The sequence below is a fragment of the Shewanella sp. 10N.286.51.B2 genome (genome assembly GCF_041469265.1).
Classification (GTDB): Bacteria; Pseudomonadota; Gammaproteobacteria; order Enterobacterales; family Shewanellaceae; genus Shewanella.
In genome coordinates this window covers 31,295-55,980 of sequence record NZ_JBFRKH010000043.1, presented here as the reverse complement: position 1 = coordinate 55,980, position 24,686 = coordinate 31,295, and the positions used below count along the sequence as shown (strand labels likewise).

Genomic DNA, 24,686 nt, shown 5'->3' with positions numbered 1-24,686 from the left:
TCATTGTCATTTACGAATGTCTACGTGCCCTTTGAGGTGGACGTCCACCACTGCGATGCGCACCACTTCTCGCACCATCACGCGTACGTGTTGTTGGGTGCTTACGATGGATACGAACCGGTGGCGGTAAATCGTCTAGCAAAGCTTCACGATCATAATTAGTGACTGGTATTGAGTGCTTAATATACGTCTCAATGGCCGGTAAATTCAGTGCGTACTCTTCACAAGCAAAACTCACTGACACACCTTTTTGTCCCGCACGACCTGTACGACCAATACGGTGAACGTAATCTTCACAATCATCTGGTAAATCATAGTTATAAACATGAGATACATCAGAAATATGTAAGCCACGCGCCGCCACATCAGTTGCAACTAACACATCAAGCGCGCCTGAAGTAAATTGCTCTAAAATGCGAATACGTTTTTTCTGCGGTACATCACCGGTTAATAACCCCACTCGATGGCCGTCGCCTTCTAACCATGACCACACCTTTTCACAGCTGTGTTTGGTGTTTGAAAATACGATAGCCTTTTCTGGCCAATCTTCTTCCATTAATGTCAGAAGCAAACGCATTTTATCTTCAGTCGAAGGGTAGAAAATTTCTTCTTTGATGTTCTTTGAGGTTTTTTCGCCAGGTGAGACTTCAACTTTTTCTGGATCATTCATATGATCGTAAGCTAATTCCTGAACCTTCATTGATAACGTCGCTGAAAACAACATATTTAAGCGTGACTTAGCATCAGGCATACGCCTAAACAAGAAACGAATATCTTTAATAAAACCTAAATCGAACATGCGATCAGCTTCATCAAGCACAACGGCTTGAATTGCATTTAAACTGATCACACCTTGGCGTACGTAATCGATAATACGACCCGTAGTACCAATTAAAATATCAACACCAGCATCAAGCACTTGGCGTTGAACATCATAACTCTCACCGCCATAAACAATACCGACTTTTAAACCCGTATGTCGTGCAAGCAATTTAGCATCTTTGGCAATCTGAATCGCAAGTTCGCGAGTCGGTGCCATGATGATAGCTCTAGGCTGATTAATTTGACGACCTTCTGGCTCAGCAACTGAGAGAAGGTGGTGAAAAGTGGCCACTAAAAAGGCCATTGTCTTGCCAGTTCCTGTTTGTGCCTGGCCAGCAATATCTTTTTGTTGTAATAAAATGGGAAGAGATAACGCCTGAATTGGCGTACAAAATTCAAAGCCATTTTCGTTCAAAGCCTGTATAACCTCTGACTTCAGAGGGAAGTCGGCGAATCTTTGTGTTGATAAATGTGTTTCGCTCATAGCGCAAGCATACCCGTTAGTGTTGCAAAAAAAGACTCGATCGTTTCAAATAGCTACATTAATAGAACGGTCACTTGAAAAGCTATTTAACCGTCCCAATATACATGGTAAGCCATTAATAAACTAGCAATGGTGCCAAATCTGGAGATCTACATGAGCGATAAAATTGTATACCTAAGCGATGACAGCTTCGAAAACGACGTCATTAACTCAGAATTACCAGTACTGGTAGACTTCTGGGCAGAGTGGTGTGGTCCTTGTAAAATGATTGCCCCAATCCTAGACGACGTGGCTGAAGAGTACGCGGGTAAGCTAACTGTAGCTAAATTAAACGTTGACCAAAATAATGTTTCACCTGCTAAGTACGGTGTACGTGGCATTCCAACATTATTAATGTTTAAAGGCGGCGAGTTAGTTGCTACTAAAGTGGGTGCTTTATCAAAAACTCAACTTAAAGAGTTTATTGACGCACAAGCTTAATCAAGTCTATTTATAAAATCGCGGCACTATTGATTAATGACATAACCTGCTAACCCCGTTAGCAGGTTATTGCTAAAAAAAACGCTATTTTAGTGTAATGAACAACAATCAATTTTAATAATGTTGCGTGTTTTACGTTTGAAAAGTGACAATCGGCACAATATATAAACAATTTGTGCCGTTTTTTCGCTAAAATTCTGGACGCACTGCCCATATAGTGCTAATTTATTCATCAGATTTTTCAACCAAACCCCTACTCGCTTATCAATCGACTATTTCAATTTCGTAAGACCCAAAGAAAGATTGATTGCAGTAAGCATCGTCGCGTAATACAAGACCCCCAACATGAATTTAACTGAATTAAAAGACACGTCTATATCAGATCTGGTTTCACTAGCAGATAGCATGAAATTAGAGAACATGGCCCGTGCCCGTAAACAGGACATCATCTTCTCTATTCTGAAATCCCACGCCAAAAGCGGTGAAGACATTTTTGGTGGCGGTGTGCTTGAAATCCTCCAAGATGGTTTCGGCTTTTTAAGAAGCTCAGATGGTTCATATTTAGCAGGCCCTGATGACATTTATGTCTCTCCTAGCCAAATCAGACGCTTCAATATGCGTACCGGTGATACCATCTTTGGTAAAATCCGCCCACCGAAAGATGGTGAACGCTATTTTGCACTCTTAAAAGTTAACGAAGTTAACTTCGATAAGCCTGAAAATTCTCGCACAAAAATCCTCTTTGAAAACCTTACCCCACTGCATGCAGAAGAACGTATGCGTATGGAACGTGGTAATGGTTCAACAGAAGACATCACCTCACGTATTTTGGATCTATGTTCTCCAATTGGTAAAGGTCAGCGTGGTTTGATTGTGGCTCCGCCTAAAGCGGGTAAAACCTTATTGCTACAAAACATGGCGCAAAGCATTACCTATAACAACCCAGAAGTGGTGTTAATGGTATTACTTATCGATGAACGTCCTGAAGAAGTAACCGAAATGCAGCGCATGGTAAAAGGTGAAGTTATTGCTTCTACCTTTGATGAGCCAGCAAGTCGTCACGTTCAAGTTGCTGAAATGGTTATTGAAAAAGCCAAGCGCTTAGTTGAACACAAAAAAGACGTGGTTATCTTATTAGATTCAATCACTCGTCTTGCCCGTGCATACAACACAGTAATCCCATCATCAGGTAAAGTGCTTACTGGTGGTGTTGATGCAAACGCATTACATCGTCCAAAACGTTTCTTCGGTGCTGCACGTAACATCGAACATGGCGGCAGCTTAACCATTATCGCAACAGCGCTTGTGGATACTGGCTCTAAAATGGATGAAGTTATTTACGAAGAATTTAAAGGTACTGGTAACCAAGAGTTACACCTTTCTCGTAAAGCAGCTGAAAAACGCGTTTTCCCTGCAATCGACTTTAACCGCTCTGGTACTCGTCGTGAAGAGAAACTAACCACGCCTGATGAGCTACAGAAGATGTGGATTTTACGTAAAATCCTTAATCCTATGGATGAAGTTACCGGCATGGAATTCCTTATCGATAAATTGGCAATGACCAAAACTAACGATGAGTTCTTCACTGCAATGAAACGCGCTAAGAGTTAATTCTCTTTATTGTTTTAATACAGTAACGAAACTGAATACAAAAATGCCGCTAACTGAGTTAGCGGCATTTTTATTGGGTTACTTTGTTTGCTTAACTAAATGTATTGTTAGTTTCTTTAATACCGTCACTAGCTAATATAACTTTGTCCGGCATAAACCACGAAGTGTCTTAGTGCTAATACCCCTAATATGGTGCTACACGACACCGTAATCAAAAAGCCTTTAGTATGCTTCCAGCTTTTGGGTGATAAAGTGCTGGCAAGTACAGGAACCACTAGCCCTAATCCCACAACACCAATCCAGAATACACTCGCCCAAGCACCCGTCGTTATTGCAGAGGTTGCTGCTTGCGCTGCAGGTCCTGAAAAGTTGAGCCCGACAAATAACAATACTAAACAAAGCGCTTCATTAAATGCCACAGGGTATTCAATACGGTGAACTTGCTCGATGCAATCTGATTCTTTCTTACTAAAGAACAAGGTTGCCACCAAAATATTACCCGCTGAGCCCACTGACAATGACGATGCTAAGAATAACGCCGGTAACACCGCAGTATTTAATATCGGATAACTAATTAACGCCGATAATAAAAAACCGGTATACACTCCCACACCCAACGCTAACGCAAATATCAGTTTATTTAAACTACCTTCAACTTTACGGCAGACGTTTATCACTCCCGCTAACCAAGGTGCAAAGCGTATAACTTGCTTATCAAAAACTAATATCGCGAACACAAACACCAATGGAATGTAAACCATTAGCGCTAATACTCCCCATGCCATCACAGAGGTAAAATTATAGTTGAGCAGGATATGATAAAACTCAAACGGCTTAGTTAAATCAAGTACCAACAACGCCATGCCTAAACAAATCGCAGCTGGACCCAGTACCGCAGCAGCTTTGATAACAGGTAAGCCTTCAGTAGGCAGACCTCGGCTTTGCTTGTACCATTTTAGTCCTATAGCCACCAGCATTGAACCTGCTGATAATCCTGCCATAAATAAATACACTGCGATTATCCAATTCCAGACAACCGGATCATATTGCTCCATTGAGCCCCAGATATTATTCATGCTTTAATCCCCCCTCTACGGCTAGGAATACGATAGACCCTTGGCTTAGTGCCAAGATTCGCCTTGTGCTGATAGTGCTGTTTAGTATCAAGTAACTTACTGACTTCAGAAGTCAGATCATTGGCATCACCAAAGGTTAACGCTTGGGTTGGGCATACACTCACACAAGCAGGATCTTCACCTCGCGCTAAACGCGATTCTTTACAGAAATCACACTTATCAGGCGCTTTGGTTTCAGGATTAATGAAGCGTACTTTGTAAGGGCAAGCTGCCACACAATACAAACAACCAACACATTTACCTTCGTTGATAGAGACAATGCCGTCATCATTTACGTAAGCTGCACCTGTCGGGCAAACCTTCACACAAGGTGCATCTTCACATTGCTCACACGAAACACGATTGTACTTAAAATGTAAGTTTGGGAAGTTGCCATAAGGCCCTTCTACTCGAACCTGAATACGAGTAACCGACTCAGGGACATTATTTTCACTGCGGCAAGCTACGTTGCAAGCTTGGCAGCCAATGCACTTGTTTTCATCGTGCACAAGAACATAACGTTTAGTCATAATGAACTCCGCTTAAATCTTAGCTATTTTGACGCCGGTGGTATGTAGATTCATACCTGTAACCGGAGCAGTAATATCGGGAAGAAGGTTGCCACAATGAATACCTTTACCTGTGGCACGAGCAAGCTCTTTGTTTTTAGAACCACAGCCCATATAAGCAAACACGGTGTCAGGTCGAATACCCGGTGTCACCAATGCATGGCCTTCTTCACTGCCGGTGTCGTTATAAATCCGAATAGCATCCCCAGTGGATATATTCAATAACTCAGCAGTCACGGGGTGGATCCACAAGGCATTGTCAGACATGAGATTGGCTAACATCGGCACATTTTGAGTGGCGGCGTTGGTATGAACAGCGACTTTACCTTGGATAAAAAATAGCTCATCCGCTTTTTTCATAGTCACTTCTCGGAACTTAATAATTCCGCGACCCGGTGCCATTTGTTCCACTTTGTCGGAGCTCAGTTCAATCTTGCCAGTAGGTGTTTTAAAGCTCATGTGGCTAGCGTAAGTTTGATCCTCATCAGGGGTTTTAGCATTGGGGTAATCAGCGACAAAATCTTGCACCATACTCGGCTCACGTAACATAAGAGGTTTACCATAGCTCACCCAACCGTCACGTTTGATTTTGTTCAACAGGGCAACATCTTTATCAACTTGGAACAGTTGCAATGTTTCCATTGAATCCCAAGGAAAAAAGTCGCCTTGACCTAACTTGCTGGCTAATTCTTTCCAAATTAACCAGCTTGGTTTGGTATCACCAATGGTATCAACCACTTTTTGACGCACGTAGTAAGCAGGATTTTTACCTGACTTATCGACAATTTCTTCGTCACGCTCGAGGTAAGTTGATTCAGGCAAGAAGATATCGGCGTAGGCAGCACTTTCACTGATGTAGATATCACAAGCCACAATGAAGTCGAGTTTCTGCATCGTCTTAACAATACGCGCTCTGTCTGTCATGGTTTGCATTGGGTTAGTTCGGCTCATAACCCAACCATGAAGCTGGTAAGGTACGGCGTCTAAACTGGCATCCAGAATCGTTTGATATATACCACCAGATGACCACAATAAAGAATACTGTTCATCAACCATATCGATACGCTTAGCATCAATCTTAGGCATATTTTTTACGCCCGGCTTGGCTAACGTAGGTGCAGCCTTTTCACCAGCAAATTTGTTGTATGTCGACGCTTTCTTACCAAAGTACAAACCGCCTTTACGCTCAATATTGCCAACCAAGACGTTGGCTGCATAGATGGCGCGGCGCATTTCAAATTCTTCAGTGGTGAACGAAGAACGATGGCCAAAATCAACAAGTGCATGCGGTGCAGCTGCGGCATATTCGTGAGTAATACGGCGGATATCTTCAGCAGGCACATCAGTAATCGATTCCGCCCATTCCGGCGTATAGGCTTGCACTTCTTTAGCAAAATCTTCAAAGCCAGACACATATTGTGCGACAAAATCTTTATCGTATAAATCGTCCTTTATTAAGGTATGGCAAATTGCCAATGCTATGGCGACATCGGTACCAGGTTTAATGGCATACCACTCATCCGCTTTGTCAGCCACAATTGAAAAACGAGGTTCGAATACCACTAACTTGGCGCCCTTTTCCATTTGCGCATTCATCATACCTCGTGTTTCAGACATGTTGATGCCTTCATACAAGTTATGACCAAAGTTAATAATGTATTTTGAATTGCTTAAATCACGCTTGGCTTTAGTGCCAAACATCGCTTTAGCTGCGACAACATAACCCGCAGGACAAGTTGATGCATGGGTGAACGTATTAGGGCTGCCAAAAGCTTTAGCAAGATGAAATAGATGACCTGACAAGGAGCCAGATTTAGAAGAGAAAGCGACCGATTCTGCGCCATGTTTAGCTTTAATCTTATTAAGATTTTCAGCGATGATAGAATAGGCTTCATCCCATTCAATTTCAGCCCATTTACCTTCGCCACGCTCACCAACACGCTTTAGCGGTTTAACAATACGCTGCTTATCATAAAGCTGACTATGGCCTGCTCCACCACGGGCACAAACCGCACCGCCATATGACTTGGCATTTTTGTTGCCTAAGATAGAGACGTTTTTACCATTAACAACACGGGCCGAAATAGGACAGCGCGTAGAACACATTTCACAGATACTAGCGACTGATTCTTCACTTCCGTGTAGCTCAGTCTTACCAAGGGCAGCAATAGAACCAGGTAAGGTTGCAAATGCACACCCTGCGGTTCCAGCTCCAACGCCCTTGATAAAGGTTCGTCGATTTAATTTCATGGTTTATCTCCCAACTGACAATGTTGCCCAAGAACGAAATCGACGGTCATCAACCTAAACTAAGGTCTGCTAATGTGATTGTCGTGTTCCAAGGTTTGCACCATTGTTAACTAGGTTTGAGAGATTGAATATTGTGGTAAACCACATATCTACAAGTCTATAGCATGCTTTGTGACGCTATTCACAGTTCAAAAAATCACCATCACAAACAAGTAAGTTTTACTATTGTGGTAAACCACATATTGAACAAACTCAGAGGTTTATGCCTGTATTTTTTGCTTACTACCGCGCTTTTTTAATGCTATCAGCGCACTACAACCATGGGATTCATCTTCGCGATTTTTAAGTTTAAAGATTCCCTCATGCTCTTTAATCACGTCATTACAGATGGCTAACCCAAGACCTAAGCCTTCTTCTTTAGTGGTAAAAAAGGTCGCCATTACCGCGTCAGAATCTTGCGCTAAACCAGGGCCGTTATCGATGATCACGATATTGACTTGCTGATCCTTAAAGTGGATAGATATACTAATTTCCCCAGTAGTTTCATACAGATGTTCATCAATCGCATCAATACTGTTTTTAATCAGATTGATCAGTACTTGTAACAGCCCAACTCTGTCAGCGGTAATAAAAAACGGCTCACCTTTAATATCTTTAGCCACTTTAATATCACGCCGAGCAAGCTCCAGCCGCAGCAAGGAAATACTCTCATCCACTAGCGTTAGAATATTTACATCATCCATTACCGCTTCTCGGCGCTTCAATAAACCTCTAATACGGTGCACAACCTCACCCGCCCTAGTGGATTGTTTGTGGATTTTTTCTAGCAGTTCTATGGCTGTTTGATTATCTGGTAATTGATGACTTTGTAGGCGCATAATACCGCCTTCACTGTAGCTGGTAATAGCCGCTATGGGTTGGTTTATCTCATGTGCGAGTCCTGCACCAATTTCACCAATAATAGCTGCACTTTGCAGCCGTTCTAGCGCGATTTCTTGCTGCTTTAATTGGCGCTCCGATGCAATTAATGACTCACTTTTTTGATGAAAACGGTATTCAATCCACAAGTGATAAACCGTTGCGACCACAAAAAGAAGTACTGCAAAAATGCCCCAGTGGCGATTATCATTCAACCAATTTCGTAAGGTTTCCCAGCGGTTGACGTCAGTCACCTTAACCCTTAAATCACTAAAGAGTTGAATAACAGCAAGCTGACTGATTGGCGATGTCCATCCCATCAATTGCGCTTTAATGGCTGCGGGGTGGTCTGAAGGTAAATCCATTAATGCTTGGGTAATTTCTTTGCTGAGCACATTACTCACACTTTCGTTCGCAGCAAAAGACCAGTTAGGATAGAGTTTGGTACTGCATTGGCAATCAAAGCCTTCGGGCTTACTTGGATTTAAAACTCGGTAATCAGCAGCATTAATTAACCCTCTAGCAATCATGTCTTCAAAGGTACATAACGGCGTAATCGCAGCATCGACATTGCCGTCGCGTACTTGATATAACAATGGATCAAGCGGAAAACCTAAAAACTTGACCTCACTAAAGTAATCTTTGGATTTCATACCTAGCTTGTGCATTAAACCGATTGTGGCTTGATACCCTCCCAAAGCATTTGGGTCACTTGCTGCAATCACTTTGTGTTTTAAATCAAATAGGGTGCGATAATCACTATTGGCCTTCACTATAATGGCTGATCCAATAGCCGATGTTGCCCCATTGTGGCGGCGCGATCGCATCGTCGCTAGCCAAGATAATGGATATTGATTGGAGAGATAAAGATATTGTCCAGGGTTGGTAATAATGAATTGAATGCTACCGAGTTCCATAGCCTCATTAAGCGCCTCAAAATCTCCTGGATAGACATTAAAATTCACATCATCAATATGTTTATTTAAATATGCCATCATCGGAGCCCAGCGCTCAGCTGCTTGTTGGTGCCCCCAATTAGCTAATACACCAACATTGAACTCTTGAGGCTTATGCCCGTGAGTACTCAACGCTTGAATGCGCATTTCTTGATTAATAGGCTCAGAAGAGGCTGAAAACGCTGGATACATTGAACATATAACCAGTAAACCCAATATAAAACGCAGCAAGTTAGCATCCTTAATAAATGAACTTTAATAAGCTTACGTTAGAGTCGTCCCTAATCAACGTGATGTGATTCATGCTTTGTGTAAATAAAGTTAGCTAAAGGTTTCAAACTGAGATATTTATCAATTATCGATATGGAGAGTTAAAGGAATTAGCGTGCAAAATATAACTTCTGGCCCGGTATATCTTGTCGATGATGATGAGGCCATTATTGATTCCATCACTTACTTGATGGATAGCTACCACTACAAAATCATTAGCTTCAATTCAGGCAGTACATTCCTTGAATCAATCGATCTGACCCTGCCCGGCTGTGTCATTTTAGATGCCAGAATGCCGGGACTCACAGGTCCTGAAATTCAACAATTATTAAGCGAAGCTCACAGTCCATTATCGGTAATATTTCTCACCGGCCACGGCGATGTTCCCATGGCGGTAGATGCCTTTAAAAAAGGCGCTTTCGACTTTTTCCAAAAACCAGTCCAAGGCAATGTGTTATCGAAATCTATTGAGAATGGTTTGAGTTACAGCGCCAATCAGCATTGGAAGCTTTCTAATATTCGCCTTATTGAAGGATTGTCTGCACGTGAAAAGCAAATATTCGAGCTCGTTATCGCTGGTAATACTAACAAGCAAATGTCGAACGAATTGTGCGTCGCGGTGAGAACCATCGAAGTGCACCGCTCGAAGCTCATGGATAAACTCGCAGTAAACAATTTGGCAGAATTAATGAAACTCGCGCCGTTGGTTCACTAACTAATTTCTCGTAAAACTGTTGATAAACACATATCTCCAGTAATCGATTTTAACTGTTCAAGTACTCGCAGAAAGATAAGCTAACGATGAGTTCTTCACTACAATAAAACGCGCTAAAGCTAACGTTTATTTGGCATTAAAAAACCACCATTAACGGTGGTTTTTTGTGTATTAATATTGATTAACCGCGACATGCTCTACGTCTAAATCCAAATACTATCAGCATGCTAAACATTGCCATATCTAACAGACCAAGTGCGCCACCTTTACCGCTATAACCTTCACTATGCGTTATTTTCACCTGCTCAGGGTTTTCTTTGACGCGCTTTTTAAAGCTATCCAATTGCGTTTTTAAATTCACCACCATATTATCAGCCGACTGCTCAAAACCCTGAATACTGTCAGCCCTTAACTCCTCGCTTAAATTAATCGGAGTTGAACTGCCCGATATCTGGCTGGTTCCGGGCGCCCTAAATAGCATCATTTTACTGTCGATATCGTAAACCACAGTATCCATTAGCGTATTGGTGTCATTTTTCTCACCTGATACCACATAAGCACCGACAATAGTCCAATAGCTCAATGATAGTATGCCTTCATCAGTAAACTGCACTTGGTCATAAGAAACCAAAGCAATCACGTCTATACCATACATAGTTTGTATTTGAGATAAATTAGCAAAACTGCCACCAGCAGTTAAATACGCAGTGGGGATCACTTCGATGCTGCTCACAAAATCCAATGCCCTAAAATTACTAGCAACACTTTCTAAAATTTCGCTTTTCTTCGATTCTGATAACCCTGCAGAATAACTATTTCCGGTCCAAGAGTTTCGAGATGAGCTGTCATGCTGACTTGCTGGTACAAACGCAACTCCAACCCGCAATGGAAGCGTTAACTGGGGGATGGCTGGGGTAATAACTGCGTCACTGGACTTCGGATAAAGGTAATCCATCACACTGCTTTTTGTGTTCACTTGCTGTGAGGCACACCCAGATAACAACAGCATAGCCACTATGCCAACCAACCCAATGTTCTTATTCAACGGCCAATGAATCATAAATCCCTCTACGTTTTTTGGTGTTTTACCTATTGCGAGTCATTGATTAGTAGCAGCCACAAATACTCATAACTAATACTCTTCAAACAACTGAATTAAAATGACTATATCATTACTACACATGATTGCATCGTATAAATTTAAACCCAAATAAACATGTTCTATTAAGATGTAGTCATCTTGAGATGTGAAACTGACAGTAGTAATAATACTGGATAAAGTTACTTTTCGACTGGACTCTATTTCCGCAGCTAATGCTATAAAGCGTGCAACGCTGAAAATATTTTGGCACAAAAAAGCCGCTTACCTAAACTGATAAGCGGCTTTTAATATTAAGCTGACTAAATTAACAGCTCACAATCGTTTGTGCCATTTTACGGCGTAAATAAGCAATTTGTTGCATATGCGGCAGATCTTTAGGACAGGCATCTTGGCAACCCAGTAATGTCATACAGCCAAATACGCCGTCTTGATTACCAATCACATGATAGAAATCTTCAGCAGTGCGAATATCACGGCTATCCATTTCAAAACGGGCAATTTTCATCATACCGACTGCACCAACAAAACTGTCTTTCATTTGCTTAGTGGCACACGCCGACACACAAACGCCGCATTCAACGCAGCGTTCAAGTTCATACAGTTTCGCCGCTTCAGCGGGATCCATTGGCGTTTCTAAGCGATGAATATCAATATCGTTCGCATCAGGTTGCAACCATAACTGTAAACGCTCAGCGAGCTCACGCATAAACTTACCGGTATCCACTGACAAATCACCAATTAACTCAAAACCAGGTAATGGCATTAAGGTAATTTTACCATCAGGGAAATTAGCCGTTAAGGTTCGACAAGCTAATGTAGGTTTACCATTAATCACCATAGCGCAGCTACCACAGATGCCCGCACGGCAAACAAAATCAAATTGCAGCGAAGGGTCTTGCTTTTCTCGCAGCATATTTAGCGCAATAAAAACCGTCATTCCCGGCGCTTCAGTGATCTCATAGGTGACCATTTTAGGTTTATCGCTTGGATCTTGTGGATCGTAACGAAAGATATTAAAACTGATAGTTCGTGGGCTGGTCATTAGCTCTTTTCTCCTGACGCCAAAAAGGTGTCACTTAATCTTTCATTACGCGGACGCAAGCTTTCTGGTAAATCAAATGGCATAACGGCTGCTTGTTTTTCAACGCGGTCTGCATCGTCACCCAGCTCAGCGAGGATTTTTTCAATTTCAACTTCACGGGCAGCTGTATCAGGATGCGCAATGGCATTGTCGTTACCATAACCACGATAACCTGGCGGCAACTCCATCTTCATCACATCAAGTTGCTCGTAAGTTAGCTTGGGCTCAAGGGCGTTTTCGTCTGGCCAAGTTGATAAAGTGCGGTTGAGCCATTCTTTATCATTACGTTGCGGGTAATCTTCACGAGCATGGGCACCGCGGCTTTCTGTACGGGCATTGGCGCCGCACGCAACCGTTAAGGCAACCCGCAGCATACGCGGCACACGTAACGCTTCCACCAGCTCAGGGTTCCCATGACGTTTTTTACATTTAAGGCCAATACTTTTACTGCGAACCAGTAATTCTTTTAATTCAGCAATGGCTTTTTCAAGCTCAGGACCATTGCGGAAAATACCTACGTAATCCATCATGATGCGCTGCATTTCCAGTTTGATATCAAACACATTTTCAGTGCCCTTACCGACTAACAAGCCGTTGATTTCTTGCTGCATCTTAGCCATGCTGGCTTCAATTTCGGCTGTATTGATTTCAAGGGTGTTCTTTTCACAAAAATCAGCCACGTACTTACCGATGATCATACCGCCAACTACAGTTTCAGCCAGAGAATTTCCACCTAAACGGTTAAAGCCATGCATATCCCAACACGCAGCCTCACCCACGCTAAATAAGCCTGCTAATTGCGGGCTTTCACCGGTAGCATTAGTACGAATACCGCCCATTGAGTAATGCTGAGTCGGACGCACTGGGATCCAGTCTTTGGCAGGATCTATGCCCAAGAAATTTTCACAAATCTCTTTCACTTCTCTAAGGTTGGTTTCAACGTGTTTGCGCCCAAGCAAAGTGATATCAAGCCATAAATGCGGCCCATAAGGGCTATCAACGCCTTTATCTTTACGCATATGTTCAGTCATGCGCCGTGAGACCACATCTCGAGAGGCGAGCTCTTTCTTTTCAGGCTCATAATCTGGCATGAAACGATGACCGTCTTTATCTCGCAGTAAGCCGCCATCACCTCGGCAACCTTCCGTGGTTAAGATCCCCACTGGTACAATCGCTGTTGGGTGAAATTGCACCGCTTCCATATTGCCTAATGTGGCAACGCCAGTATCTAACGCCAATGCTTGGCCAATGCCTTCACAGATAATGGCATTGGTAGAGACTTCATAAATACGGCCATAGCCGCCTGTTGCAATCGTCGTTGATTTACCAATATAGGCACGTAATTCACCCGTAATGAGACAACGGGCAATGACGCCGTGACAACGTTTGCCATCATGAATAAGCGATAATGCTTCAATGCGTTCATGGACAGGAATATCCATTTCAATGGCTTTGTTGTCAACGGCATACAGTAGTGAGTGGCCGGTGCCGTCGGCGGTATAGCAAGTACGCCATTTTTTAGTCCCGCCAAAGTCACGGGCATTAATTAATCCGTGGGCTTGCTCGGCTTCAGTAATGGTGACCTTTTCGGCGTTCACCACCACTTCACGATCGCCAGCACTAATACGTGACCAAGGCACGCCCCAATTAGCAAGTTCTCGCACCGCTTTAGGTGCGCAATGGGCAAACATGCGCGCCACATCTTGATCGCAGCCCCAGTCAGAGCCTTTTACTGTGTCTTGAAAGTGGACGTCTTCATCGTCACCCATGCCTTTAACTGTATTACCAAGGCTGGCTTGCATACCGCCTTGGGCTGCAGCAGAATGGGAACGTTTGGCAGGTATTAATGACAGCACCACGGTATCTAAACCACGCTCTTTGGAGGCGATTGCCACACGTAAACCAGCAAGACCGGCGCCGACAACTAATGAATCTGTATAAATAATTTTCACTGGCATTCCTTTAATACGGTATTAGGCTTTGTATTTCTAAGCGATAAACTCAATGGTGCATGACTGTGCACAGTCACTGTGTCTTTAACTCGGTACAAAAGGCGTTACGGGTAACTCCAACGATTGCCCAATAAAGATGTAGGTCAATAAACTTGCGATACCAATAATCATTAAGTAAACCACCATTATTTTGGCAAGCTTAAGCGCCGCCATACGCTTTGTGGTCACGCCCCACTTTACCGCTAGGCGATAGAGACCAAACATGGCATGCAATACCACAGCAGGTAATAGCAAGACATACAGCATCCACACATCTTGGTGGTAAACACGCTCAGCCGATAAATGCGGGCCGATTTCAGGATTGGTGATCATGTCAAACAAGTGAACGGGGGCGAGAAAGAACAGTAAAAAACCCGTAATTAACTGCCAAAACCAAATTTTAGTATCTTGGTGAGGCATAATGGTCATTTGACTTCTAAGTGCCCGCCATTGCTTTATTTGTGCAGGAAAGCGACGTAAGGCAAATACAGCGTGGATTAATAAGACTATCAGCATAAATGCCGAAATGAATTTAGTCAGAACAGGAAAGCCATGGCCAGTTTCACTGAACATGCCCCCTTCTAAGAAGTGGCCTACATGATAAAAGGCTTCTTTACTGATCAAAATACTCGACTCAAAATGCAGATGCATAATGATGAATATGCCAAGTAACAGGCCAGTTGCACTTTGAAGCATATCGGCCCGAGCGGCCCATACAGGATGAGAGAATCCGCTGGTCTTTTTTGCTGCAGAGGTTAGCGCTTCAAGAGCGGGTTGATCAGCCATAAATTTGCACGTCCTGTAAATTCAATATGACTTATGACCATATCAAGTTCACAAACGGTAGCAATAACCAAAAACCAGCAAGTGACCCAGATCACCCACCGCAAGGCAAGAGTCAGACGCAGATCACACCAACGCGAATCGTGAGATGTTAGCAAGCCACTGCGCTTTGAGATAAAGATTTGAACTTGATATCAAACCCTCTAAACATAAGACTAAATAGCCACAGCTTGTTGTAATTGCAGGCAATGTTGCCGCAGTTTATCACGCATTAACAACATGGCAGGGCTGACATGCTGTCGCCCTGCACAAATGAGATTCAACGGCATCGCCTCACTGGTAAATCCAGGCAATATCTGTTGCAGTCGACCGCTATTTAAATCATCTACAACATCTAAAGCCGATTTAAATACAATGCCTTGGCCTGATACTGCCCACCGACGAGTGACATCAGCATCATTGCTACTTCGATCACCACTCACCCGTATTTTAAAGCTCTGCTGCTCGTTAATTAACGTCCACAAATCATAATTACGTTCATCAACCTTATAAATTAAACAATTGTGCTGCGCTAATTCAGCTGGGCTTTTAGGTTCGCCATGATGCTGAATATAAGCAGAAGAGGCACATAACACCCGTTGAGTATGACAAATATTAAACGCCACTTGGCTTGAATCAGGCGCTACGCCATAACGTAACGCCATATCAATTTTATCGTGCTGAAAATGGCTAAGGCTATCGCCTATATGCAGTTGAATGGTTAAATCTGGATACTGCAGTAGAAAACTATCTAACCAAGGTAAGAATACATTCCGGCCAAAGTCAGAAGAGACTGAGATATTGAGCTGACCTGAGATTTTACCTTTTTCGGTTAACAAGGCTTGCTGGCCTAATTGCAATTGCGCCAGCGCCTCGCGACAATGGATCAGATAATGCTCACCTTCGGCGGTCAGACGCAAACTACGAGTGGTGCGAATAAACAGTACGCTATTTAACTGTTTCTCTAATCGTTTTAATGCTGCACTTGCCGCAGCAGCTGAAATATCTAGCTCAACTGCAGCAGCGCCAATACTGCCGCAATCAGCCACTCGCACAAACAGGTGTAAATCATTTATCTGCATTGTCTGGACCTTAATCTCACATCTTAATCATTCATTACTAAAATAATTTTGATAACGATACAAATATTACCCTCTAAATCATCATAGTCAATTTGACTCAAATACACTCATCGCGGTGAAATAGTCCCACAACCTGTCCACTTCTGAAGTGTAAAAGCCAATGTTTCACAACAAATATCAGCCGTTAAATAGTTATCATTTGGCGCGTTTTTGCTTTTTGGCCGATAAACCCAAAGGAATATCTGCCACCTCGTTATGGCATCAGCTATAATAGCCGCCAATTCATGTTTAATTTTATTATCAGTTAGGAAAATCCCATGCCTTGGATCCAATTACGAATTCACACTCATCGCGATCATGCAGACATGCTAGGCGACTTATTGATGGATCAAGGTTCTGTGTCTATCACCTACGAAGACGGCCAAGATGAACCAATTTTCGAGCCTAAACTAGGTGAAACACCTTTATGGCAAGACACCATATTAATGGCCTTATTTGATGCTGGCACTGATTTAGCACCGACCATAGAGTTATTAGAGTCAGTTCCCTGCTTAGGTAAAGGCTTTAACCATAAAATTGAACAAGTAGAAGATAAAGACTGGGTTCGTGAATGGATGGACAGCTTCCACCCCATCAAATTTGGTCAGCGTTTATGGATTTGCCCAAGCTGGCGTGACATCCCTGAACCAGACGCAGTAAATGTTATTCTTGATCCAGGTTTAGCCTTCGGTACTGGTACTCACCCAACCACCGCATTATGTTTAGAGTGGTTAGACAGCTTAGATTTGTCAGATAAAGAAGTTATCGACTTTGGTTGTGGCTCAGGCATCTTAGCCATTGCTGCATTAAAGCTTGGCGCGAAGAAGGTCACCGGGGTTGATATTGACTATCAAGCCATTGATGCATCGACAGCCAATGCCGAGCGCAACGGTGTTGTCGAGCAGTTGTCACTGTATTTACCCGAAAACCAACCAGAAAATTTACAGGCTGATATCTTAGTCGCTAACATCTTAGCCGGCCCACTGCGCGAGCTTGCCCCATTGATTGCAGAGAAAGTCAAAACAGGTGGTAAGTTAGCCCTTTCAGGCTTACTACAAGAGCAAGCAGAAGAAGTATCACAATTCTACAGCCAATGGTTCATCATGGATGAAGCGGCTCACAAAGAAGACTGGAGCCGCTTGACAGGCACCCGCAAATAACGGTAAAGGCAGCACACCCCTTATGGCAGCTAGTTTTACGCCAAAAGGGGCGCTGACGACTCCACAACTAAAAGTCAAGCAAAAAAGTTATCTTTAGTTCATTTATTGACCTTTTCAGGACGGTAAAAAAGGGCTAATATAGCGCCCCTTTGACGAGCATGGTGAATAACTCAATGCAAATTGGCCCCTATCAACTGAAAAATCAGCTGATCGTGGCACCAATGGCAGGTGTCACCGATCGCGCTTTTCGAAATCTTTGTTTACGTTATGGCGCAGGCCTAGCGGTTTCAGAGATGCTTTCATCTAATCCCGAAGTTTGGGATACCGATAAAAGCCGCCAGCGCATGATGCATTCTGGTGAAGAAGGTATTCGTTCAGTACAAATTGCAGGTGCAGATCCTGATTTAATGGCTGCGGCCGCCCAGTTCAACGTTGAACAAGGCGCTCACATCATTGACATCAATATGGGCTGCCCTGCCAAAAAAGTGAATAAGAAGCTTGCTGGATCAGCATTAATGCAAGATCCCCAGCTAGTAAAAGCGATTTTACAGGCTGTTGTTAGTGCAGTTGATGTACCGGTAACGCTAAAGATTCGCACAGGCTGGCAACCTGAACACCGTAATGGTGTTGAAATTGCTCATATTGCCGAAGATTGTGGCATTGCCTCCTTAGCCGTTCACGGCCGCACTAGGCAGTGTATGTATAAAGGCTTTGCCGAATACGACACGATTAAAGCAATAAAACAAAATGTCTCAATCCCTGTTGTTGCCAATGGAGATATCGACAGTCCAGAAAAAGCTAAGTTCGTCTTAGACTACACTGGCGCCGATGCTGTAATGGTAGGACGAGGAGCCCAAGGCAGACCGTGGATTTTTAGAGAAATTCACCACTACTTGGAAACAGGTAACAAATTACCGCCAGTTGAGGCAAGCGAGCAACGAGAAATCATGCTCGAACACCTTAACGCTTTGTACGAATTGTACGGCGAGTACAAAGGTGTCCGATTTGCTAGAAAGCACATGGGATGGTACCTAAACCAAGAAGAGCAGCGTCAATTTCGTGCTGACTTCAATAGGCTTGAAACCGCTGAACAGCAATATTCCCTTGTGGAATGTTACTTTGATGAATTAGTTAATTTTTAATATAAAGAGCAGAATAGAATGTTTGATCAGACAACTAACACAGAAGTTCACCAGCTAACCGTAGGTAAGATTGAAACCGCTAACGGTACAATCAAGCCACAATTATTACGTGACGCAGTTAAGCGCGCAGTAACAAACTTCTTCTCTCAGTTAGACGGTCAAGAAGCGTCTGAAGTATATGAAATGGTATTAAGTGAAGTTGAAGCACCTTTACTAGACATCATCATGCAACACACACGTGGCAACCAAACACGTGCAGCGAACATGCTAGGTATTAACCGTGGCACTTTACGCAAAAAATTAAAAAAATACGGCATGAACTAAGAAGCAATTCTTAAGCTGTTGTATTGAAACGGGCTTTCCAGCAATGGAAAGCCCGTTTTTGTTGATATGTCCCCCCATATGTACCCCCGTTGTTTTGTTGCCCCTTCCTGTATTCGATTCCGCTTTCCTTCAACGTAATTCCCAAGCTAAAACTTTAACTTTTACTCATGGTTAAATATCAGATAATGATACAAAAAATGCTTAGTGCGTCAGATTCTGTCGCAGGGTAGTATTATGCTCATGGCATAGATAATCGGGAGAACATCGATGCAAATCAATATCCAACGCCAAATTGCCATGCTGGAACAAATACCTGCTCATCCAAGGCGCATTACCGCTAATGACATCACTGCAAGACTGCAAAGTCGTGATTTTGATATTGGATTAAGAACCGTGCAGCGGGAATTAAAAGCCATGTACGACATGGGGCTGTTTGGCATAGTGCTCGATGACAGAAGCAAGCCTTTTGGCTGGTCGATTGCCGCCTGTTGGCGTGGTCTTAACTTGACCTTGATGGATAATCACATGGCATTGGCATTTTACACCCTAAAGCACAGTGCTAGCCAACTGCTGCCTCCCCAAAGCCTTAAGCAGTTGACCCCTTATTTTGACCGTGCAGATCAAATATTAGGAAATGATCCTGATAACCCTTGGCTTTACTGGGCCTGCCGCGTGGCGCAGTTACCTAAACCTTTTCCTTTTATAATTGAGCAGCAAGATCCACAAATATTTGAAGCTGTGCAATCGGCACTGCTTAACAAGCGCCAGATTGCCTGCCAAATAAAGCGAGTGATCCAAGGGAAAAGCTATTGGCTTGATTACACGCCCATTAATCCTGAAGGTATACAAATATCAGATGGTGTCGCACTACTGACCTTTACCATTGGCACGGTTGAGCCAAAACTTTTTGCCAAATCCATCGACTTACTACGTAATGTGCGAGTGCTGGACACCCCTTCCATTACTCGAAGTGAAGCTAATATTGCCCGTAGAAAAATGGAAAACCAAGCGGAGTTGATTGATATTGAATTGCTTTTTTCTGCATCAGCAAACTTTATCATGCGCAATGCCAAGCTCAGTGACAATCAAACTGTTAAGCAGTTAGAAGATAAACGCTATCTGGTTGAAGCAACCGTTGAAGACACCTCAGGATTAAGAACATTGTTGTGGAGCATGGCTGACAATGTCGAAGTGCTAGCACCGGCCAAATTAAGAGCCCATTTCACTCGATTAATTAACAAGGTCAATGCGCGCTACCAAAATGCTGCGTCTTAGGCTGTCGCATCCTTAAGTTACCCTGCATAGCATAACTTCAAGGAGATGAATCGATGTTTGACTTACTGACGCAAAACAGCCCATCACCTCGCATTGCCGTTTTCGGTGTGGGAGGCTGCGGCTGCAATACCATAAATCAACTTAGCCAATCTCCATTCAATGACAACGTCCTGCTGATTGCCGTCAATACTGATGCACAATCACTGCAGGCCTCTCAATCTAGCACTCGATTACAAATTGGCATTGAAGCCACTAAAGGATTAGGTGCGGGCGCTAAGCCCGAAAAAGGTCAAGCTGCTGCGCAGGAGTCTGAAGCACAAATAAAAGAGCTTATTGAACTCGCCGACATCATTTTTATTACTGGCGGTATGGGCGGCGGCACTGGCACTGGCGCCATCCCGTTCATGGCTTCAGTCGCCGCAGCGCTAAATAAACCATTAATTGCCGTGGTTACCACCCCTTTTAGTTTTGAAGGCCAGCAAAGGAATCTTCTGGCCAATAAAGGCGTCGATAAATTAATGCAGCACGCCAATGCTGTAATCGTGTTACCTAATGACAAACTGGCTAAAACTCTGGATAAGAAAGTCAGCCTAGTTAACGCCTTTTTTGAAAGTAACCGTATTTTGCAAGATGTATTGCTGGGGTTAACCACCACCATTAGCCAATCAGGTTTGATTAATATCGATCTCAATGATTTCATTGCGGTGGTAAATCACCATGGACGAGCCGCTATGGGAGTGGCGAAGCAAATGCCAGGTGCAGATATCCAAGTGACGATTAATAGCGCCCTTAAAAATCCATTACTGGAAGACGTTGAGCTGACTCATGCCAAAGGAGCGATTGTCAGTGTGATGGCATCTGAAAATATTGAGCTCAGCCAATATAATATGATTGGCGAAACCCTGCAGCAGCAACTCGACCCTAGTGCATTGGTGATAATTGGATTAACCATAGTGCCTGAGCTGGATTGCGAGCTGGAATTGATGGTGATTGCCACCGGTATTCAAGCCACAACCGACCAATCAGTAATCATTATGGATGATGCTAAAGTACCGCCTTCAACAGACCGCTTTGCATCAGTAGAGCTGCTTAATCTTCACGATTTTCTAAAAGAAAAGTCTGTAGGCAGTAACGATGATAATCATTGCTTAGCTGAGCTCGATGTCCCGACTTATACCCGTAACTTAAATCAAAAAACAGCAGGGCAATAATATCGGCCCCTAGGGTGAGCCGCTAGCTGCTGCTATATCTTTGATAGCATCAGAGAAGGCTCACTCCTTTCAAGTCGATCGACTTCGGCAGTACTAACTTGGCTTTATCAACTGCATGGGTGCAACTTTGCCTGCTGTTAGCCTTGCTACTTTGACGATGACTACCACGATAATTTTTACAGCCCCAGAATTCCCCCCGAGCGCTTTTTCTTAGCACCATATCTGCGCCGCAAACGCTGCATAACGGTGTGGTATGGGCGCATTGATCATTAAGACAGACTTTAAAGCCTGCAAAGCGTTTACGGGTCATGGGGCTTGCACAAAGCTCGCAGCCTTCTTCTTTGTGGTCGCACAAAGGAAAGTGGCAACAGGAATAGAATGATTTAAAGTTACCGGTTCTTTGCTTTAATACTCCTGTGGTGCAGCGAACACAGTTAATATCTTCAAACAGCCTTTGCACTATAGAGGTCGTAAATTCTGCTTGCTCAATGGCATAACCATCTTGAATAAGCTCTGTGACAAACGGGCTGACATCAGTCATATCAGCCAGTACATAGGCGCGATGCTTAGCACGGGTTAACGCCACATAAAATAACCGTCGCTCTTCAGCGTACTTAAAGTCTTCTTCTTTTGCTAAAAAGGCATCTAACAAAGGCGGGATGATTTTATTTGATGGAAAGCCATGCTGGCCGGTTTTCATTCCCATGATTACCACATAGTCAGCCTCTTTACCTTTAGCGCCATGAAAGGACTGACACTCAATGGTTATATTGGAGTATTGCTGATTCAGTAGTCTTAGGGCATTACTATCTGGCAGCTGAAACCAAAAGCGGGCCAGTAAGTACACTGTCGGTTGCTTTGCGCCAGCTTTAAGCTTATTGACCCTAGCACTAATCGCCGACAATGCTTGCGCTAACGCATTAGGGCTTGGGTTGTCAGCTGTGGCGGCTTCATGTTCGCCGCGCTTAATCACTGATACCGCCGCTTGGGTCACTGTCACGTTGGAGCGAATCTGTTTTTTAAGCTGCGCCGGATTTTGAGTGACAAACTGGGTAGCAACATCGCCAATGCTGCTATTAAATCTAAATGTTTGGTCAAGATAGCTTGTCGCAGCTGCGCCAAAATAGTCACTAAAATGGGTCGTTAGGCTGACATCTGCGCCACTAAAACGATAAATAGCCTGCCAGTCATCGCCAACACAAAATAATGAGGCTGTGGTTTTACTCTGTGCTGAGTAAGCCTGTGTTAATGCTTTAACTAAACGCGCTCTAGGCTCGGAGATATCTTGAAATTCATCCACCATAATATAACGCCACGGGCTAATGAATTGCCCTGTTTGTATATAGTTAAGCGCCTTGGCAATCATGTCTTCAAAATCGATATCGCCATTTGCAGCTAACTGCTGTTGGTAAGCGGTTAATATGGGCTGGAGCAATTCAAATGCCTTACGGCTTTGCTTGGGATCAGTAGCTTGATTAAATAGCTTGTCTAGGCCTTTATTATCAAGGCAAGCCGCTTTGTATAAACCAATAAGCTGACTAAATAATTTGGCTAATTCAGTCACCCGCCCAAGCTCATTAAGGGTTGCCAGTATCGCGTCATCGGGCAGCGGCGCATATTGCAGTTCAAATGCCGTTAATGCCTGTTGCAATTCTGCCGTTAACTGGCCCTTTTTATGCTGATAGTAAAATAGCTCAATACAGGCAGTATCATGCTGTTGATGTAACTCGCGTTTCCACTGTATCGACTCAAGATAAGCCTGATTATCGATATAACTGGCGGTATTATTAGCCTCATCAATGCCGTAATATTCAATATAAACATCATATTCTGGCAGGTAAAAATCAGGCTGGTACTGGCGAAAATCAACACTACTAACATCATGCTCATACTTGGCTTCATAGCGATATTCAATGCCGTTTTTAAATAGCCAGTTAGCAATATACAGTTCGCCGAAACTCTTAACCCGCTCGCCTTTAAGCGTGCGAATATCATTGTCAGTTAAGTATTGGAAGTACTCGCCTTCGGATTCAAAATCAAATGGGCTTTTTTCCACATAATAATATTGGCTAAAAAACTCACACAGCCGTTTGCGGAAAACCTCATCTTTAAGCAAGTAATCAAGCTGGAGTTGTAACCATTTCTCTTTGGCTTGGTCATCTTCTGCCAATGGTGACAAACTGGGCTGCTTGCCTTCCACTGCTGCAATAATCCTTAAACCAAGGCTGTGAAAGGTGCTGGCTTTTATTGCATCTGTGGCCAGTTTTTGTTTGATGCGGTCATCCATTTCATCAGCGGCTTTGCGGCCGTAAGCTAACAATAAAATATCCGCTGCTTGCGCTTGACCGCTGGCAACTAAATAGCCTGCACGCCCCACCATTACACTGGTTTTACCGGTGCCAGCCCCTGCCAGTAATAAATTGTTATCATCATCTATAACGCAAGCGCGGCGCTGTTTATCGGTTAATGGCTTTGATTCAACATTATCAAAAAAGTCTGCATATTTGACTAATTGCCTGTCAACATAAGCCGAACGAATTTGCGCTATCTTGGCGTTATTCCAATGATAAAAGCCAGATAATTTCACTAACGCAGCGTTAAGCGTTACCGATAACCCCGCCGATTTACACCATGGAAACCAGCGGCGATATTCACGTTTAATGCGAGGCTGCATTTGCCCAAGTAACGACTGACGTAAATACTTATTCGCTAAGGTATGCTCAATGCGGGCAACTAACTCACACAGCTGCTGCTCATGAGCTTGCGCCCAATATTGTTCAATGTCTTGTTTAAATTTGGGGTTAGAAAAATATCCCAGAAATGGCACCTGATAAAACTGGCCTTGGGCTTGAAATCGAAGCAAACTGCCTAAAAAGCTTGGGGTAAACTCGGCTGGCGCAACCAGTTGCTGCCAAGTAAATTGTTGCAGCTGAGGTACAGGTTTTACTGTAAACCAATGCCTAAATAAACGACCTTGCTGAGCACGAAACTCAATGCCATTAGCCGATAATTTAATGGCATCTGCAGCGCCTAAATACAGGCGCCCAAACCAACTATGCTTGATCGTTTTTTCTGATTTTTTAAATTTTTCTGGTAACAATTTACAACCTACGACTTAATGGCTGAACAGCAAACTATTGATATTTAGGCGTCACTATAGCTTAATCTTAAGCGCCTAAGCATGATCTTTATCTGCTAATGATTTAGCGATGGGCAATTGAGTTAACCGCAACTGGGGTTAATGAGATAGACAGGCGTTTTATGTAA

General features: G+C 43.3%; 19 protein-coding genes. 8 read left to right on the top strand and 11 right to left on the bottom strand.

Annotated elements, in window-relative coordinates:
• Window positions 1-10 precede the first annotated feature (10 nt).
• Window positions 11-1,306, bottom strand: coding sequence for an ATP-dependent RNA helicase RhlB (gene rhlB, locus AB4140_RS11930; protein ID WP_102436991.1), 1,296 nt, complete (start codon window positions 1,304-1,306; stop codon window positions 11-13).
• A 153-nt stretch (window positions 1,307-1,459) separates the two neighbouring features.
• On the opposite strand from rhlB, the gene trxA reads away from it, so the two are divergent.
• Together trxA and rho are read left to right on the top strand one after the other, a co-directional pair.
• Window positions 1,460-1,786, top strand: coding sequence for a thioredoxin TrxA (gene trxA, locus AB4140_RS11925; RefSeq protein WP_055023577.1), 327 nt, complete (start codon window positions 1,460-1,462; stop codon window positions 1,784-1,786).
• A 345-nt stretch (window positions 1,787-2,131) separates the two neighbouring features.
• A complete protein-coding gene (gene rho, locus AB4140_RS11920) occupies window positions 2,132-3,397 on the top strand; it encodes a transcription termination factor Rho (protein WP_076539336.1) in 1,266 nt (421 codons plus the stop codon).
• Between the two features lie 128 nt (window positions 3,398-3,525).
• Here rho and nrfD read toward each other — a convergent pair whose 3' ends face one another.
• The 4 genes from nrfD to AB4140_RS11900 all read right to left on the bottom strand — a co-directional run bounded on the left by nrfD (window position 3,526) and on the right by AB4140_RS11900 (window position 9,436).
• Complete coding sequence (gene nrfD, locus AB4140_RS11915) at window positions 3,526-4,473, bottom strand: NrfD/PsrC family molybdoenzyme membrane anchor subunit (RefSeq protein WP_102436993.1); 948 nt, start codon at window positions 4,471-4,473, stop codon at window positions 3,526-3,528.
• Window positions 4,470-5,042, bottom strand: a complete 573-nt coding sequence (locus AB4140_RS11910; protein WP_144211395.1) for a 4Fe-4S dicluster domain-containing protein — start codon at window positions 5,040-5,042, stop codon at window positions 4,470-4,472. The genes nrfD and AB4140_RS11910 overlap by 4 nt, the downstream gene beginning before the upstream one ends.
• A gap of 12 nt (window positions 5,043-5,054) precedes the next feature.
• On the bottom strand, window positions 5,055-7,331 hold the full coding sequence (phsA, locus tag AB4140_RS11905) for a thiosulfate reductase PhsA (RefSeq protein ID WP_303503614.1): 2,277 nt from the start codon (window positions 7,329-7,331) through the stop codon (window positions 5,055-5,057).
• A gap of 260 nt (window positions 7,332-7,591) precedes the next feature.
• Window positions 7,592-9,436: a sensor histidine kinase gene (locus tag AB4140_RS11900; protein WP_303503616.1), complete on the bottom strand. Its 1,845-nt coding sequence runs from the start codon at window positions 9,434-9,436 to the stop codon at window positions 7,592-7,594.
• A 163-nt stretch (window positions 9,437-9,599) separates the two neighbouring features.
• Here AB4140_RS11900 and AB4140_RS11895 point away from each other — a divergent pair, with 163 nt between their 5' ends.
• The gene (locus AB4140_RS11895) at window positions 9,600-10,190 is read left to right on the top strand and encodes a response regulator transcription factor (RefSeq protein WP_372001075.1); all 591 of its coding nucleotides are present in this window, start codon (window positions 9,600-9,602) and stop codon (window positions 10,188-10,190) included.
• 181 nt (window positions 10,191-10,371) lie between these two features.
• Here AB4140_RS11895 and rhlP read toward each other — a convergent pair whose 3' ends face one another.
• From rhlP to AB4140_RS11870, 5 genes are all read right to left on the bottom strand, one after another.
• Window positions 10,372-11,250 carry a rhombotarget lipoprotein gene (rhlP, locus tag AB4140_RS11890; protein ID WP_102437001.1) on the bottom strand — a complete coding sequence of 293 codons (879 nt, stop codon included), beginning with the start codon at window positions 11,248-11,250 and terminating at the stop codon, window positions 10,372-10,374.
• 346 nt (window positions 11,251-11,596) lie between these two features.
• Complete coding sequence (locus AB4140_RS11885) at window positions 11,597-12,334, bottom strand: fumarate reductase iron-sulfur subunit (RefSeq protein ID WP_372001055.1); 738 nt, start codon at window positions 12,332-12,334, stop codon at window positions 11,597-11,599.
• Entirely contained in the window at window positions 12,334-14,325 is a 1,992-nt protein-coding gene (locus AB4140_RS11880; RefSeq protein WP_102437005.1) for a fumarate reductase flavoprotein subunit, read from the bottom strand. The genes AB4140_RS11885 and AB4140_RS11880 overlap by 1 nt, the downstream gene beginning before the upstream one ends.
• An 84-nt stretch (window positions 14,326-14,409) precedes the next feature.
• Window positions 14,410-15,150, bottom strand: a complete 741-nt coding sequence (locus AB4140_RS11875) for a fumarate reductase cytochrome b subunit (protein ID WP_102437007.1) — start codon at window positions 15,148-15,150, stop codon at window positions 14,410-14,412.
• 212 nt (window positions 15,151-15,362) lie between these two features.
• Window positions 15,363-16,268, bottom strand: a complete 906-nt coding sequence (locus tag AB4140_RS11870) for a LysR family transcriptional regulator (RefSeq protein WP_102519935.1) — start codon at window positions 16,266-16,268, stop codon at window positions 15,363-15,365.
• A gap of 317 nt (window positions 16,269-16,585) precedes the next feature.
• Here AB4140_RS11870 and prmA point away from each other — a divergent pair, with 317 nt between their 5' ends.
• The 5 genes from prmA (at window position 16,586) to ftsZ (ending at window position 21,419) form a co-directional block, all read left to right on the top strand.
• On the top strand, window positions 16,586-17,467 hold the full coding sequence (gene prmA, locus AB4140_RS11865) for a 50S ribosomal protein L11 methyltransferase (RefSeq protein WP_102437011.1): 882 nt from the start codon (window positions 16,586-16,588) through the stop codon (window positions 17,465-17,467).
• A 173-nt stretch (window positions 17,468-17,640) separates the two neighbouring features.
• Window positions 17,641-18,609 carry a tRNA dihydrouridine synthase DusB gene (gene dusB, locus AB4140_RS11860; RefSeq protein ID WP_102437013.1) on the top strand — a complete coding sequence of 323 codons (969 nt, stop codon included), beginning with the start codon at window positions 17,641-17,643 and terminating at the stop codon, window positions 18,607-18,609.
• An 18-nt stretch (window positions 18,610-18,627) separates the two neighbouring features.
• Window positions 18,628-18,933 carry a DNA-binding transcriptional regulator Fis gene (gene fis, locus AB4140_RS11855; protein WP_011494902.1) on the top strand — a complete coding sequence of 102 codons (306 nt, stop codon included), beginning with the start codon at window positions 18,628-18,630 and terminating at the stop codon, window positions 18,931-18,933.
• A 267-nt stretch (window positions 18,934-19,200) separates the two neighbouring features.
• Entirely contained in the window at window positions 19,201-20,208 is a 1,008-nt protein-coding gene (locus AB4140_RS11850) for a YafY family protein (protein WP_102530748.1), read from the top strand.
• A 53-nt stretch (window positions 20,209-20,261) separates the two neighbouring features.
• A complete protein-coding gene (ftsZ, locus tag AB4140_RS11845; RefSeq protein ID WP_102476033.1) occupies window positions 20,262-21,419 on the top strand; it encodes a cell division protein FtsZ in 1,158 nt (385 codons plus the stop codon).
• Window positions 21,420-21,468: 49 nt separating this feature from the next.
• On the opposite strand, the gene AB4140_RS11840 is transcribed toward ftsZ, so the two are convergent.
• A complete protein-coding gene (locus AB4140_RS11840) occupies window positions 21,469-24,519 on the bottom strand; it encodes a UvrD-helicase domain-containing protein (protein ID WP_372001052.1) in 3,051 nt (1,016 codons plus the stop codon).
• Between the last annotated feature and the right edge of the window lie 167 nt (window positions 24,520-24,686).